The sequence below is a fragment of the Vineibacter terrae genome (assembly GCF_008039615.1).
GTDB classification, from domain to species: Bacteria; Pseudomonadota; Alphaproteobacteria; order Reyranellales; family Reyranellaceae; genus Vineibacter; species Vineibacter terrae.
Genome location: NZ_VDUZ01000048.1, coordinates 29,148 through 43,031, shown reverse-complemented (window position 1 = coordinate 43,031; position 13,884 = coordinate 29,148). Strand labels below are relative to the sequence as shown.

20 protein-coding genes are annotated in these 13,884 nt (G+C 68.9%); 9 read left to right on the top strand and 11 right to left on the bottom strand.

Annotated features, from left to right (window positions below; translation table 11 throughout):
* Positions 1 to 12: 12 nt before the first annotated feature.
* Both eutC and FHP25_RS31595 read right to left on the bottom strand, forming a co-directional pair.
* The gene (gene eutC, locus FHP25_RS31600; protein WP_147850982.1) at positions 13 to 798 is read right to left on the bottom strand and encodes an ethanolamine ammonia-lyase subunit EutC; all 786 of its coding nucleotides are present in this window, start codon (positions 796 to 798) and stop codon (positions 13 to 15) included.
* Positions 795 to 2,183: an ethanolamine ammonia-lyase subunit EutB gene (locus FHP25_RS31595; protein WP_147850981.1), complete on the bottom strand. Its 1,389-nt coding sequence runs from the start codon at positions 2,181 to 2,183 to the stop codon at positions 795 to 797. Before FHP25_RS31595 ends, eutC begins: the two co-directional genes overlap by 4 nt.
* Positions 2,184 to 2,329: 146 nt before the next feature.
* Between FHP25_RS31595 and tcuA the strand changes: the two genes are divergently transcribed.
* Genes tcuA through FHP25_RS31580 form a run of 3 tightly spaced genes read left to right on the top strand, consistent with a single transcriptional unit; the run spans position 2,330 to position 5,191 of the window.
* Positions 2,330 to 3,820, top strand: coding sequence for an FAD-dependent tricarballylate dehydrogenase TcuA (gene tcuA / locus FHP25_RS31590; protein ID WP_147850980.1), 1,491 nt, complete (start codon positions 2,330 to 2,332; stop codon positions 3,818 to 3,820).
* Positions 3,817 to 4,161 (top strand): cupin domain-containing protein, encoded by a 345-nt coding sequence (locus FHP25_RS31585; protein WP_147850979.1) that lies wholly within the window; start codon positions 3,817 to 3,819, stop codon positions 4,159 to 4,161. Before tcuA ends, FHP25_RS31585 begins: the two co-directional genes overlap by 4 nt.
* A gap of 34 nt (positions 4,162 to 4,195) precedes the next feature.
* Positions 4,196 to 5,191 carry a Bug family tripartite tricarboxylate transporter substrate binding protein gene (locus FHP25_RS31580; RefSeq protein ID WP_178133929.1) on the top strand — a complete coding sequence of 332 codons (996 nt, stop codon included), beginning with the start codon at positions 4,196 to 4,198 and terminating at the stop codon, positions 5,189 to 5,191.
* 43 nt (positions 5,192 to 5,234) lie between these two features.
* On the opposite strand, the gene FHP25_RS31575 is transcribed toward FHP25_RS31580, so the two are convergent.
* The 7 genes from FHP25_RS31575 to mobA all read right to left on the bottom strand — a co-directional run bounded on the left by FHP25_RS31575 (position 5,235) and on the right by mobA (position 9,889).
* Positions 5,235 to 5,642, bottom strand: a complete 408-nt coding sequence (locus FHP25_RS31575) for a hypothetical protein (RefSeq protein ID WP_147850977.1) — start codon at positions 5,640 to 5,642, stop codon at positions 5,235 to 5,237.
* Positions 5,643 to 5,675: 33 nt separating this feature from the next.
* Positions 5,676 to 6,086 (bottom strand): RNA polymerase-binding protein DksA, encoded by a 411-nt coding sequence (gene dksA, locus FHP25_RS31570; RefSeq protein ID WP_147850976.1) that lies wholly within the window; start codon positions 6,084 to 6,086, stop codon positions 5,676 to 5,678.
* 164 nt (positions 6,087 to 6,250) lie between these two features.
* Positions 6,251 to 7,090: an HvfC/BufC N-terminal domain-containing protein gene (locus FHP25_RS31565; RefSeq protein WP_147850975.1), complete on the bottom strand. Its 840-nt coding sequence runs from the start codon at positions 7,088 to 7,090 to the stop codon at positions 6,251 to 6,253.
* Entirely contained in the window at positions 7,087 to 7,935 is an 849-nt protein-coding gene (gene bufB / locus FHP25_RS31560; RefSeq protein ID WP_147850974.1) for an MNIO family bufferin maturase, read from the bottom strand. The genes FHP25_RS31565 and bufB overlap by 4 nt, the downstream gene beginning before the upstream one ends.
* Before the next feature lie 118 nt (positions 7,936 to 8,053).
* Positions 8,054 to 8,305, bottom strand: coding sequence for a BufA1 family periplasmic bufferin-type metallophore (locus FHP25_RS31555; protein WP_147850973.1), 252 nt, complete (start codon positions 8,303 to 8,305; stop codon positions 8,054 to 8,056).
* A 31-nt stretch (positions 8,306 to 8,336) separates the two neighbouring features.
* Positions 8,337 to 9,179: an acyl-CoA thioesterase gene (locus FHP25_RS31550; protein WP_218578743.1), complete on the bottom strand. Its 843-nt coding sequence runs from the start codon at positions 9,177 to 9,179 to the stop codon at positions 8,337 to 8,339.
* A 14-nt stretch (positions 9,180 to 9,193) separates the two neighbouring features.
* A complete protein-coding gene (mobA, locus tag FHP25_RS31545) occupies positions 9,194 to 9,889 on the bottom strand; it encodes a molybdenum cofactor guanylyltransferase MobA (protein WP_178133928.1) in 696 nt (231 codons plus the stop codon).
* On the opposite strand from mobA, the gene FHP25_RS41020 reads away from it, so the two are divergent.
* The 6 genes from FHP25_RS41020 to FHP25_RS31520 all read left to right on the top strand — a co-directional run bounded on the left by FHP25_RS41020 (position 9,888) and on the right by FHP25_RS31520 (position 12,786).
* Positions 9,888 to 10,058: a hypothetical protein gene (locus tag FHP25_RS41020; protein WP_178133927.1), complete on the top strand. Its 171-nt coding sequence runs from the start codon at positions 9,888 to 9,890 to the stop codon at positions 10,056 to 10,058. The two genes, mobA and FHP25_RS41020, sit on opposite strands and share 2 nt — an antisense overlap.
* Before the next feature lie 276 nt (positions 10,059 to 10,334).
* Complete coding sequence (locus FHP25_RS31540) at positions 10,335 to 10,589, top strand: AbrB/MazE/SpoVT family DNA-binding domain-containing protein (RefSeq protein WP_147850971.1); 255 nt, start codon at positions 10,335 to 10,337, stop codon at positions 10,587 to 10,589.
* Complete coding sequence (locus FHP25_RS31535; protein WP_147850970.1) at positions 10,586 to 10,912, top strand: type II toxin-antitoxin system PemK/MazF family toxin; 327 nt, start codon at positions 10,586 to 10,588, stop codon at positions 10,910 to 10,912. The genes FHP25_RS31540 and FHP25_RS31535 overlap by 4 nt, the downstream gene beginning before the upstream one ends.
* A 203-nt stretch (positions 10,913 to 11,115) precedes the next feature.
* Positions 11,116 to 11,403 (top strand): BrnT family toxin, encoded by a 288-nt coding sequence (locus FHP25_RS31530; protein WP_147850969.1) that lies wholly within the window; start codon positions 11,116 to 11,118, stop codon positions 11,401 to 11,403.
* Positions 11,384 to 11,710, top strand: a complete 327-nt coding sequence (locus tag FHP25_RS31525) for a helix-turn-helix domain-containing protein (RefSeq protein ID WP_231712550.1) — start codon at positions 11,384 to 11,386, stop codon at positions 11,708 to 11,710. The genes FHP25_RS31530 and FHP25_RS31525 overlap by 20 nt, the downstream gene beginning before the upstream one ends.
* Positions 11,711 to 11,988: 278 nt before the next feature.
* Positions 11,989 to 12,786, top strand: a complete 798-nt coding sequence (locus FHP25_RS31520) for a 2-keto-4-pentenoate hydratase (RefSeq protein ID WP_147850968.1) — start codon at positions 11,989 to 11,991, stop codon at positions 12,784 to 12,786.
* A 128-nt stretch (positions 12,787 to 12,914) separates the two neighbouring features.
* Here FHP25_RS31520 and FHP25_RS31515 read toward each other — a convergent pair whose 3' ends face one another.
* Positions 12,915 to 13,325 carry a DUF2442 domain-containing protein gene (locus FHP25_RS31515; protein WP_147850967.1) on the bottom strand — a complete coding sequence of 137 codons (411 nt, stop codon included), beginning with the start codon at positions 13,323 to 13,325 and terminating at the stop codon, positions 12,915 to 12,917.
* A gap of 248 nt (positions 13,326 to 13,573) precedes the next feature.
* A complete protein-coding gene (locus FHP25_RS31510) occupies positions 13,574 to 13,867 on the bottom strand; it encodes a Pepco domain-containing protein (RefSeq protein ID WP_147850966.1) in 294 nt (97 codons plus the stop codon).
* Positions 13,868 to 13,884 lie beyond the last annotated feature (17 nt).

Below are 13,884 nucleotides of genomic sequence, written 5' to 3'. Positions count from 1 at the left end.
CAGCTGGTCCTGTCAGGAATCGTCGGTCAGCGCGGTGCGTGGCCCTGGCGGCACCAGCAGCACGAGGTCGCTTTCATCCTTCAGGCCCACGCCCGTGATGCCGCGCCGCAGCGCCTCGCCCACAAGCCAGTCGAGCTTGAAGGCCGCCCGCTCATGGGAGAGGCCTTCGGGCCGGATGTTGGAGATGCAGTTGCGCTCGGCGTCGGTGCGCCCGGGCGACGGGTTGACGGTAAGGTAGGCGCCGAGGCTGTCCGGGGACGACAGGCCAGGACGTTCGCCGATCAGGATGGCGGCGGCGCGTGCGTTCAGCAGCGCCCCGATCTCGTCGCCCAGCGCCACCCGGCCCATCTGGGCGATCACGACGGGCGCCAGGCGCAGGCTGCGCGCCTGGACATGGCGCTTGAAGGCGGCAAGGAACGGCCCGGCCTGAAGATGGATCGCGGCGCTGGAGAGGCCGTCGGCGACGACGATGGCCAGGTCGCAGGCCGGATGCTTCAGCCGTGCCAGGTCTTCGGCGGACGGGGCGCTCAGCCGTCGCCCGAGGTCGGGGCGGCGCAGATATTCGCCCCGGGACGCGGCTGCGCTCCAGACCTGCACCGTAGGAAGCCCCAGCGCCTGGATCTGCCCCGCCATCGCCGCGGCGTCCAATGGCGCGTGGACAGCATCACGCGCCTGGGCGTGGGCCAGGGCGAAGCTCAGCACCTCGCGCGTCGGCAAGCTGGCGCCGACCCGGCCCAGCGCGATGCGCGCGGGCGTAAACGCCGCCAGCCTGCGCAGCGGATCCCCATCCGCCGTCATGCCGAGACCTCCCGCGCGAAGCGGAGCAACGGGTGCGCGCCGCCCGGCTTCAGGAGGCGGCCATCGCCGCCGGTGATGCCGATATCCTGGAGCCAGGTCGCGAACTCGGGTGCCGGCTTCAGGCCCAGGAGATCGCGCACATAGAGCGCATCGTGGAACGACGTGGACTGGTAGTTCAGCATCACATCGTCGGCGCCGGGGACGCCGATGACGTAGTTGACGCCGGCCGTGGCGAGCAGCGTCAGGAGCGTGTCCATGTCGTCCTGGTCGGCCTCGGCGTGATTGGTGTAGCAGACGTCGCAGCCGATCGGCAGGCCCAGCAGCTTGCCGCAGAAATGGTCCTCCAGGCCGGCGCGGATGATCTGCTTGCCGTCGTAGAGATATTCCGGCCCGATGAACCCGACCACGGTGTTGACCAGCAGCGGCTCGAAGGCGCGGCAGACCGCATAGGCGCGCGCCTCGCAGGTCTGCTGATCGACGCCATGGTGCGCCCCGGCCGACAGCGCCGTGCCCTGGCCGGTCTCGAAATACATCACGTTGTCGCCGACCGTCCCGCGCTTGAGCGCGCGGGCCGCTTCCATCCCTTCCCTCAGGTGCGCCAGCGTCACGCCGAACGACGCATTCGCCTTCTCCGTTCCCGCCACCGACTGGAAGACGAGATCGACGGGCACGCCCTGCTCGATCAGGTCGATCGTCGTCGTCACGTGAGTGAGAACGCAGCTTTGCGTGGGGATGCGGTAGCGCGCGATGAGCTTGTCGAGCAGGTCCGAGATCCGCGCCAGCACCGGGATGCTGTCGGACGCCGGATTGACGCCGATGACGGCATCGCCGCAGCCATACAGCAGGCCATCCAGGGTCGCCGCCGCGATGCCGGCGAGGTCGTCGGCCGGGTGGTTGGGCTGCAGCCGCACGGCCATCACGCCCGGCTCCCCGATGGTGTTGCGAAAGCGCGTCACGACGCGGCGCCTGCTGGCGACCAGGATCAGGTCCTGGTTGCGCATCAGCTTGGACACCGCTGCCGCCATCTCCGGCGTGACGCCGCCGGCGATGCCCTCCAGGACGCGCGCATCGCAGTCGTCCGACAGCAGGAAGTCGCGGAAGTCGCCGACGGTCAGGTGGGCGATGGCGGCAAAGGCGCCCGCGTCGTGCGTATCGACGATGAGGCGGGTCACCTCGTCGGCCTCGTAGGGCACGACGGCCTCGTTGAGGAAGGTCTTCAGCGGCAGCTCGGCCAGGCACATGCGGGCCGCCACGCTCTGCTCGGCCGAGGCCGCGGCGATGCCGGCCAGATGATCGCCGGAGCGTATCGGGGTCGCCTTGGCGAGCAGGTCCTTGAGGTCCCTGAACGTCCACGTCGTGGCGCCGACCTGATGACGATAGGGCATTGCGACCGCCTGCGACCGTGAGCGACTGCCGGCCGCATCATGCCCACAGCGCCTCCCGCCCCGTCAATGCGGGGGTCGGGATAGCGGTTGCACGCTGCCGCGCCTTCGAGGATTTTGACGGCTGACACGTGATGCGGAGACCTGGAATGTCGGACATCGACTGCGACGTCTTGGTGGTGGGCGCCGGCAACGCGGCGGCCTGCGCGGCGCTGGCCGCGCGCGAGCACGGCGCCCGGGTGGTGATGCTCGAAGCGGCGCCCGAGGACGATTCCGGCGGCAACAGCCGCTACACGGCCGGCGCCATGCGCGTGGTCTTCAACGGCGTCGACGACCTGGCGCAGCTCTACGACCTCACCGACGACGAGCGGCGCAACGTCGATTTCGGGGTCTACACCGCCGATCAGTACCTCGACGACCTGATGCGGGTCACCCAGTACCGCAGCGACCCCGAGCTGGCCGAGCTGCTGGTCGAGCAGAGCTTTCCCACGATGCGGTGGATGCGCAGCAAGGGCGTGCGCTTCCAGCCCAGCTACGGGCGGCAGGCCTTCAAGGTCGACGGCAAGTACAAGTTCTGGGGCGGCTTGGCGGTCGAGGCCTGGGGCGGCGGACCGGGCCTGGTCGAGCTCGAGCACAAGGCCTGCAGGCAGCAGGGCATCGACCTGCGCTACGAGACGGCGGCGGCCGACCTGATCGAGCGCGACGGCGTGGTGCTGGGCGCCGTCGCCCGGCACAAGGGCAAGCGCTTCGAGATCCGCGCCCGCGCCACGGTGCTGGCCTGCGGCGGCTTCGAGTCCAACACCGAGATGCGCACCCGCTATCTCGGGCCGACCTGGGATTTGGCCAAGGTGCGCGGCACGCGCTTCAACACCGGCGCCGGCATCCGCATGGCGCTGGACATCGGCGCCCAGCCGCACGGCCACTGGTCGGGCTGCCACGCCGTGGGCTGGGACCTCAACGCGCCGCCGTTCGGCGACCTGGAGGTGGGCGACAACTTCCAGAAGCACTCCTACCCGCTGGGCATCATGGTCAATGCCAGGGGCGAGCGCTTCGTCGACGAGGGCGCCGACTTCCGCAACTACACCTACGCCAAGTACGGCGGCGTGATCCTGTCGCAGCCCGAGCAGTTCGCCTGGCAGATCTTCGACGCCAAGGTGATCGACAAGCTGCGCGACGAGTACCGCATCCGCCGCATCACCAAGGTGCGCGCCGACACGCTGGAGGAGCTGGCGAGGAAGCTCGAGGGCGTCGACGCGGCGCGCTGCCTGGAGACGATCCGGGCCTACAACGACGCGGTGATGACCGAGGTGCCGTTCAACCCCGCGGTCAAGGACGGCCGCGGCACCCGTGGGCTGGCGGTGCCCAAGACCAACTGGGCCAATGTGATCGACACGCCGCCGTTCGAGGCCTACGCCGTCACCTGCGGCATCACCTTCACCTTCGGCGGCCTGAAGGTCGACACCGCCTGCCAGGTCCAGCACAGCGATGGCGCGGCCATCCCCGGCCTCTACGCCGCCGGCGAGCTGGTGGGCGGCCTCTTCTACCACAACTACCCCGGCGGCACCGGCCTGGTGTCGGGTGCCGTGCTGGGCAAGATCGCCGGCGACAGCGCCGGCCAGGCGGCCATGACGGCGGCATGAGCGGCGCCGGCAACATCCTCGCCGACCTCGCGCCCGACCCGGCGGCCGAGCGGTTCGAGGTGCTGCTGTCGCGGCCGGGCGTGCGGGTCGAGCGCATCGTGTCCTGCGGCCAGGCCAGCCCACCGGGCTTCTGGTACGACCAGCCGCAGGGTGAATGGGTGCTGCTGCTGCGCGGCGCCGCCGGGCTGCAGCTCGAGGACGAGCCGGCGCCGCGACGCCTGGAGCCGGGCGACTATCTCTGGATCGAGCCGCATCGCCGGCACCGCGTCGCCTGGACGCAAGCCGGCGCTGCGACGCTGTGGCTGGCGATTCATGTCGAGGCGGCCGCGCCGCCGATATAGGCTCCAGCCAAAGCAATCAATCAGGGAGGATCGGATGACCGCCACGACCCGCCGCCGCTTCGTCGCCGGCGCCGGCGCGCTGAGCGCCGCCGGACTGTCGTCCGGCCGTGCCGGCGCGCAGGCCAAGTGGCCGACCCAGCCCGTCACCCTGGTGGTGCCCTATGCCGCCGGCGGCGGCGCCGACATCGTGGCGCGCGAGCTGGCGCATCTGGTCTCGCCGCGGCTGGGCCAGCCGCTGGTGGTCGACAACAAGGGCGCCGCCGCCGGCGGCATCGGCACGCAGGCCGTGGCGCGCGCCCGGCCCGACGGCAACACCATCCTTTATGCGGTCAGCAGCAACATCGTGCTCAACCCGCACATCCTCAAGAACTTCACCATCAGCACGGTCGACGACCTGGTGCCGGTGGTGCAGACGACCGACTACCAGTACGTGCTGGCGGTGCATCCCGACGTGCCGGCCAGCACCCCCAAGGAGCTGGCGGCCCTGGCCAGGCAGCAGCCGGGCAAGCTCACCTTCTCGTCGTCCGGCGTCGGCGGCAGCAACCATCTCGCCGGCGTGCTGTTCGCCCATGCCGCCGGCATCGAGCTGACGCATGTGCCCTACAAGGGCACCGGCCCGGCCCTGCTGGACGTCATCAGCGGTGTCATCACGATGAACTTCAGCTCGCTGCCGCCGGCCGTGAGCCAGATCAAGGCCGGCAAGCTCAAGGCGCTGGCGGTCACTGGCGATCGGCGGGTGAAGGCGCTGCCCGACGTGCCGACCCTGGAGGAAGCCGGCTTCCCCGGCCTGGTGGTGAAGGGCTGGCACGGCCTCTTCGTGCCGGCCAAGACGGCCGAGGCCGTGATCGACCGCATCGAGCAGGAGACCAAGACGGCGCTGGCCGAGAAGAAGATGGAGGAGGCCCTGGCCAAGGACGGCCTGGAGCTGCCGCCGGCGACGCAGACCCGGGCTCAGTTCACTGCAGCGGTGCGCAAGGAGCACGCCTTCTGGGCCGCCAAGGTCAAGGAGCTCGACATCAAGTTCGAGTAGGCGTCCGCCGCCTGGTTCGACAGGCTCACCATGAAGGCGGGCGTCACATGTTCTTGGCGTTGCCCTTGAGGATCTGGGCGCGGATGCTGCCGCCTGATTTGTCGACGAATGTGGCGGTCTCGCCGGCGACCTCGATGGCGTAGCACTCCTTGGGCTCGTCGGGGTAGACGAAGCAGATCTTGTCGCCTTCGAGCGACCATTTCCCGGCCGCGACCTGATCGTCCATCATCGACTTCACCGTGCCGTCCGACAGGTAGTAGTCGGCGAAGTCCTTGCTCTCGATCTTGCCCACCACCGTGTTGCCGACCAGCGCCGTCCACGCCGCCATGCCGGTGAGCTTGTCGGCGGGCGCCGCCTGCGCCACGAGCGGCTGGCCATCGCGCGCCAGGGCGGCCGGACCGGCCAGCATCAATGCCGCGGCCATGGCGAGCGAAAGGGTTGTGATCTTCATCGCCTGCTCCGTGTGCTGGAGATGACCAGCAGCTCAATCGTCGCGCTTGGTGCGCTCCATGCGCTCGTGGCGCTCCTGCGCCTCGACACTCAAGGTTGCGATCGGCCGTGCCTCCAGGCGCTTCAGCGAGATCGGCTCGCCGGTTTCCTCGCAATAGCCGTAGGTATCCTCCTCCAGGCGCCGCAGCGCGGCATCGATCTTCGAGATCAGCTTGCGATAACGATCGCGGGTGCGCAACTCCAGGGCTCTGTCGGTCTCCGCTGTCGCCCGGTCCGCGAGGTCCGGCTGGGCGAGGCTTTCCTCAGTCATGTTTTGAAGTGTCTGGTTCGATTCCTCGACGAGCTCGCCTTTCCAGATCAGCAGCTTTTGCCGGAAGTATTCCTGCTGCATCGGATTCATGAACGGCTCTTTGTCCGTCGGCCGGTAGTTCTGCGGCAACATCATTGCGCAACCCCTCGCTTCTACGCTGTACCACACGGCATGTCGCGGGCCCCAGGGCGCGCGGAGTAATACGGGACCACGGGTGCGGAAACAAGCTTTTCCGTTTGCCTCCGGGACTGGTTGTAGTGCGTTGCAACAAGACAGGCCAAATCGGATTCATCCAATTATCACAATGGGTTGTCGGCAGACGCCGAGAGCGCGTCGAGGCTCAGCAGGCGCCCCAGGGCGGCCCCGGCGTCAAGCCCCGGCTGCCGCAGCCGGGCGTGCTCGACCGCCGCCCCCAGAGGCTGCCCGCGATCCAGCGCCGCCGCCAGCGCCGCGACCCCGGCTTCGAGCCGCACGAAGGCGGCATCCTCGGCGCGCGGAAAGACCAGCAGGTCGACGCCGCCGGCATCCAGGTCCACGCCCTCGACCTGCCCGCCATGGTTGAGGGCCCAGATGCGGTCGAGGGGATACGCCGACGACACCAGCGCCACCCCGGCTCGCAGCGCCAGCCGCAGCGCCGCGAGCGCTTCAGGCGGCAGCGACGCCAGCCGATCGGCGGTCAGCCCCCGCGCCGCCGGCGCGTTGTAGGCCAAGGTCAGGGCCCAGTCGAGCCGCGCGACATCGGCGAGGTACGGCAGCCCGCCGGCCGGCGGCCAGCTGTCGACGAATCCGGGGAAGCCGGCGCCGTGCTCGCTCAGCACCGGCCCGCGGGGCGGCGCCTGGATGATGAAGGCACGCGCCATGCCGGCGAAGAAATCATCACCCACCACGCCACGCACGGTCGAGAAGGTGGCGCCCAGCGCCGCCGTGAGGCTGCCCAGCACGTGATGGCGATGGACCCGCAGCCGCGCGGCCGACGGGATGCGGTCGCTCACCGTGGCCACGACCAGTTCCGGCACCGCCTCCCCCAGCAGATGCGCACGGAAGGCGCGCTGCAGCGCCCCCAGGTCCATCGCGCCTGCGTCCATCGTGCCTGCGTCCATCGCGCCTGCGTCCATCGCGCCTGCGTCCATCGCGCTCATGCCGCCTCCCCCGTCGCCATGGCGGCCGCGGCCTCGCGGTCGGCGCGCGCCGCCTCGTCGAGCAGCACGTCCAGCGCCGGCACGTCGGTGTCCCACTCGATCAGGGTCGGCCGCCGGCCGAACCGCGCGATGGCGGCGCGGTAGAGGGCCCACACCGCCGCGTCGACCCGCGCGCCATGGTCGTCGATCAGGATGACCTCGCCGTCGGCATCGTTGCGCGCATGGCCGGCCAGATGGATCTCGTCGATCGCCGCCGGCGGCAGGGCCGCGAGATAGGCGGCCGGATCGAAGCCGAGATTGCAGCCGGACACGAAGATGTTGTTGACGTCGCACAGCAGGCGGCAGCCGGTGCGCGCCACCAGCGCGGCCAGGAACTCTGGCTCGGGGATCGACGACTGGCGGAACACGACGTAGCCTGACGGGTTCTCGATCATGACGGGCCGCTGCAGCGTCGCCTGCAGCCGCTCGACGTTGCGCGCCACGACGTCGAGGCTCTCCTCGGTGTACGGCAAGGGCAGCAGGTCGTTGAGGTAGGTGCCCGCGACCACGCTCCAGGCCAGGTGCTCGGACACGAATTGCGGCTCGAGGCGCGCCACCAGGCCCGCCACGCGGCCGAGGTGATACGCATCCAGGCCGTCGGCGCTGCCCAGCGACAGGCCGACGCCGTGCACGCTCATCGCATGGTCGCAGCGCAGGCGCTCGACCTTGCGCAACGCCGGCCCGCCGGTGAGATGGTTCTCGGCATGGATCTCGAGGAAGCCGACCTCCGGCGCGCGCGCTGCGATCTCGTCGAGATGGCGGGCACGCAGGCCGATGCCGGCGGGCAATGGCGGGGCGTGGTCCATGCGGGGCCTTTGTGATCGTGACCGTCATCCCGAGCGCAGCGAGGGATCTCCCGCGAACGGAGACTCGATCCTCAGGAGATCCCTCGCTGCGCTCGGGATGACGGGAGCGCGGTCCGCCCTACTTCCCGGGCGGGGTCGTCGAGGCGCCGACGATCTTGGCGCAGGTGCCCTTGGGCACGGCGATCCAGGCGTCCTTCTGGCCGTCGGTCTTGGCCGTGCCGGCGCAGGACGACGTCGCGGTCTGGCAGTCGTTCTTGCCGGCCTTGACGATGCCGTAGCATTTCTCGGTCTCGCCCGCCTTCTGGGCCATGGCCGGCAGCGCCGCCAGCGAGGCGATCGCCGATGCCAAAACGAGGTGTGTGGTCTTCATCGCTCTTCTCCTTAACAGGCACGCTACGAAGCTATTCCTTGTACCAGACGACCTGCACGCCCGAGGCCAGCAGCGTGCCGCCGGTGCCCCAAAGCTCGATCGTCTGGTCGTGGAAGCCGGCGTTGAAGCGCCGCGCGTCGGCCACGCCGCACAGCGGCGCGCTGCCCTGGGCCTGCAGCTCTTCGGCCGTGGCATGGAAGTAGGTGGTCAGCGACACCGTGCTGCCCGGCACGAAGGTGCCGCGCACCTGCAGCAGGCGCAGGATGAAGGCATCGGCCATGGCGGCGAGCGAGACGAAGTCCAGCGGTCGCGCCGGCGCATCCGACAGCCACAGCAGCGAGCGCGCGCTCCCCAGCTGCGCCAGCGGCACCGTGCCGAAGACGGGCGCGCCCTCGGCGAAGTGGAAGCGGTAGCGCTGCAGCCAGTTCATGCGCCCGCTCGTGTCGGCCGGCGCAACTTCCTCTATCGGCGGCAGGCGCGGCGGCGTCACGGGAGCGTGCGCGAAGGTCTCGCGGCGCAGGCCGCACACGACCGACGCGGTCGCGGTCGTCGCGCCGGCCTGCCGCAGCTCGACCGACCAGTGCTGGGTCGAGCGACTCCGTCGCTGCTCGACCAGCACGACCTCGAACGCGCCGGCCGCGATGGCGGCGCAAAAATTGACCGTGAGCGCCACCGGGTTGCCCAGCCGCCTGGGGTCGTCGACCACCGCGCGCAGCAGTATCGCCGCGGTGATGCCGCCATACGGGCCTGTCATGTTCCAGTAGTCTGCCGTGGTCCGGCCCGACAGGCGGCCGTCACCTTCCGGCGTCAGCTGCGTGGCGATATCCAGCGGGTGTCCGCTCTGCATGTCGACCTTCATCTCCTGTGCCTGCATGGCCGCGCCCCTCGTCACGACGCGCCCCGTGATGCGCCTGCCGCCTCGGCGCGCGCGATCGCCTCGGCGCGCGCCCAGTCGGCCGGCGTGTTGATGTTGAGGAACGGATCGCCGCGCCGCCGCGGCCAGTCGAAGACGGACGTGTTGTGGCCGGCCGCGAAGCGCTCGATGCTGCGAGCGCCCTCTTCCATCACCGCCTTGCGCAGCGCCGGCAGCAGCTCGGTCGACCACACCGCGATGGCGTGATGCACGCGCCCGCGGTAGCGCACCGACAGGATGTCGGCCTCCGGCACATGCATGTGGCCGGCGAGATAGGCGGTGAGGTCGAGCGGCAGGAACGGCACGTCCACCGGCACTGTGAGCAGCCAGGGCGAGAACGGATGCGCCTGGCGCGCCCATTCCATCGCCGCCAGCACGCCGGCCAGCGGGCCGGGCCGGCGGCCGTCGGCATCGGCGGCGACGCTGTCGCTGACCACCGGCACGCCCAGGCGTGAAAAACGGGCGGCATCGCCATGGGTGCTGATCACCAGCCCGGCAACCTGCGGCCGCAGGCGCGCCATGGCGTGCTCGATCAGCGGCGTGCCCGACAGGTGGCGGAACGGCTTCTCGACGCCGGGCCCCAGGCGGCGCCCCTCGCCGCCGGCCAGGATGGCCCCGACCAGCGCGCCGACCCGGATCGGACGCTCAAGCGGCGGATGGATGCGGGGCATGGCGATTGCGGCGGTTGGCGCCATTTCCGCTGGCGCCGCCGGCGGCGGCGGCATGGACCCGGCCTGCGCCGTTTCGGTAATTGGTTTCGCCAATCACATCAAGGCGTTGGCTCATGCCCCAAAATCCTGCGGGGTTTGCGCGGTTTCGCCCGCCGCGGCGGCGGCGTGATGGCATCCCGTCGTCAAGCTCTCGCATCCCAAGCACCCCGGCCAAGCGAATGTCCGTGCCAGATACGCATGCCGGCGGCGCGCGGCAAGGGTACGAAAAGCGCCGAAGAAAATATTCCGATCGACGGTGGCACGCACGGGCGACGTCATTGTGAGGCACGAGTTCTGACAGGGAGAGCAAGGCGCCCCCTGTCGTGCAGTCGAGAGGCGACTGGAGGCCTGTTGATTTGTGCGCACCTCGAGTTATATAAATATGTAATCTTCGTGCGAGGCGGCCATGTACACCACACGTCTGCGCAAGGTCGGCGGCTCCGTGATGCTCGCCGTGCCCCCGGCGCTGCTTGAGACACTCGGCCTGAGCGCTGACAAGGCCGTAACCCTCGACGTTGTCGACGGTGAGCTGGTCATGAGACCTGCCCGGCGTCGCTACACGATGGCCGAGCTGCTCGCCGTGTCTGACTATTCGCAGCCGCAGTCGGCCGAAGACCGCGAATGGGTCGATGCGGCGCCAGCTGGTCGTGAGCCGCTGTGAAACGCGGCGACATCTACATGGTCGACCTCGAGCCAACACTCGGCCGTGAGCAGCGTGGGCATCGCCCCGTGGTTATCGTGTCGCCCAGCGACTTCAACCGCGCGACCGGCTTGCCGGTGGTCCTGCCGATCACAACCGGCGGCGACTTCGCGCGCCGCATCGGTTTTGCGGTCGCCCTCGTCGGCACGAAGACAGCCGGGGTCGTTCGTTGCGATCAACCGCGCGTGCTCGATCTGAAGGCCCGCAACGGCCGTAAGGTCGAGGCGCTGCCGGAAACCATCATGGATGAGGTTCTGGGAAAGGCTGCCACGCTGTTCGAGTAGTAGAGCGGCGTGCGCCACGTCATCGCGAGAGCCATCGCGCGAGGTGACCTGCCGCATGGAGGACGCAGCCTGCCAGCTTCCAGCCACCCTCCAGTCGCGCGCCGGCTGGAGGCGGTGATGTGATAACGAAGCCAGCTTCTGCATCCTCAACCGTGCGCCGACAGACTTGACGCTTGAAAAAGCTACGGCTAAGCCGTACATTCATGCATGATGAAAATTTTGAATGGGATGATGGCAAGGCCGCCGAGAACGAGGCCAAGCATGGCGTCACGTTCGACATGGCCAGGGAAGTTTTTCAAGACTCCTTCGCAATCGACATTGACGACCGGAGCAGCGCTTATGGCGAGGATCGTTTTCTGATCATTGGCACGGTCGACGGTCGTCTATTGACGGTGGCTTACACGATGAGAGGAGAGACGATCCGCATCATTTCTGCACGGTCAGCGGCCCCCTATGAACGACGGATGTATCATGAAGAAAACAAAGCATGATTGGAGCCGGGTTGATGCGATGACGGACGAGCAGGTTCTCGCCGCCGCGCTGGCTGATCCCGATGCACAGCCGCTGACACCGGAACGAATGGCAAGGATGCAGCGCACCCCTCCGGTGCGGGTCATCCGCCGTGCTCTCAATCTCTCACAACAGGAGTTCGCAGCGCGCTACCACATTCCAATCGGCACGCTGCGTGATTGGGAGCAGTCGCGCAAAGACCCAGACGCGGCGGCACGCGCCTATCTCAGGGCCATCGCTGGAGACCCTGACGGTGTACGGAAGGCCTTGCGGGCAGGGCCGCGTTAGAAGGCATGGCCGGAAGGAATTCGCATCGGGGCGCACCCTCAGATGAATTCCTTGCTGAGGACGGCACCGTGAAGCGGTGAAGCCGGCGCCCTGATCATCAGGGCAACATATCCGAGCCTTGATCGCCCGCCCTTTGCATGAGCGCGCCGGGAGGCGCGCGGTCCGGCATGCGTCCCGGTGCGTCATGATCAGCGCCGGGGGCCAGGCTGCCCGCGCGCCGGGCATGGCGGCGCCGCGCACGCGATGGCAGGATGGCCCCGCGCAACGGAGGGAACGCCATGGCTGCCACTGCCGAACAGATCGCCGACTACCTGATGGATGTGCGCCGCTCGCGCGTGACGGTCGGCTGGTGGCCCAAGACGCGCATGCCGCAGGACGAGCGCGCCGCCTACGCGGCGCAGGATGCCTATCTCGAGCGCATCGTGCCCGAGGATGGCGCGGTGGCAGGCTACAAGATCGGACTCACGGCCCCGGCGATCTGGGAGCAGACCGGCTTGCGCAGCCCGGCCTACGGCCCGATCCGCCGCAACCGTGTCTTCGAGCAGGCCGTGACCTTGAAGGCAACGCAGCACACGCGGCTGGGCCTGGAGCTGGAGATCATCCTCACCGTCAACGCCGACGTGCCGCCGCCGGCCCCGGGCAAGCCCTATGACCAGGAGAGCATCGCGCCCTACATCGCCTCGGCGCGCGCCGGCTTCGAGCTGATCGAGGACCGCGGCGCCGACTACAGCCGGCTGTCGGCGCTGCACCTGATCATCGACCTGGGCTGGAACTGGGGCTCGCTGCTGGCGGCCGAGAACCCGGACTGGAGCAAGCTCGACCTCGCCGCTCTCAAGGGCACGGTCTCGTTCGACGGCGAGGTCGTGGCCAGCGGCAGCTCGGGCGACGTGATGGGCCATTGCGTGAATTCGCTGGCCTGGGTCGCCAACAAGCTGGCCGAGCACGGCAAGCAGCTCAGGAAGGGCATGATCGTGTCCACCGGCAGCATGGTCGCCTGCCAGTTCGTGCCCGTCGGCACCACCGCCGTCGGCCGTATCGAGGGGCTGGGCGAGGTCACGGTGAAGTATGAGTTTTGACGGGGAGCAAGGCGAGCCCTGCCGTGCCGGTGAGGGGCGATTGTATTTGGCTGCCTCAGCCCACCCTCAGGGGCGACTGCCGTACGCGTCGGTGCAGGCTCCTTGTTTCTGGGTAGGACGCCCAGCCATCAGCCGGCTGCCTTGCGCGGTCGTCCACCCTTGCGGCCGTTTTCCCGCGCCGCAACCGCCTTGGCGCGTGACCGGGCCTGACCGCCGGCCGCACCAAGCTGCGCTGCCATCCAGCGCTTGGAGCCGAACACGCCTTGCAGGAGCGCCGGCACGTACACATCCGCGTCGAGCTTCGGCCAATGCAGGCCAAGGCTAGCGGGGCTGATCTCGATTTCTGCAAGCTCGGCCGGGGATGCCGCGGCAAGCCCTTCCGCCAGGCGGGGTGGAAAGGCGATCTGAACGCCGGTGTTCAGGTCGACGACGATGCGAGCCGCGCGGCGATCATAGCGCGCGGACACGGCGAAGCCGTTCTCCCGCAGGGCTGCCATCCGCTTTTCGGCCTGCCGTATGTCCTGTTCAGAAGCGGCCATGAATCGTTCTCCATTCTGCGCACAAGGTTGTCACCACGCCAGCCAGCTCAACCTCGATCCTGTTCAGCTCGGGGCCGTTGAAGCCGTAGCTCTCCCGCAGCGCCGGCGGGCCATCGGGACAATGCAGGATCGACAGCGCATGGCCCCGCGACAGAACCCGGACTGGAGCAAGCTCGACCTCGCGGCGCTCAAGGGCACGGCGTCAATCCGCCCCGCAGGGATTTACAGCGAATGCCTCGCCAGACCACTCACCCTCGCGTGAAGCTCAGCGTGAGGGTCGCGGATCCGCCCAGCTCGCCCCCGGTTCCCAGGAAGCCGACCTGGCCTTTTCCGTTGATCGACACCGCCACCTGGAAGCTGTTGAGGCCGAACCCGTGCCTCTTCGCCTCCTGCTCCGGCAGGATCGCGTCCAGCTCCGCGAGGAATTCCGCGAGATTCCTACGGATTGTCTCGACCGGCAGGGAGTACGAGAGAAGGCGGCTGCCTTTGTCCTTGTCGAGGAAGCCTTCACCCTCGGGAACCTCGCGGGCGAACACCAGCATTGTCGTCTCCTTTTCCA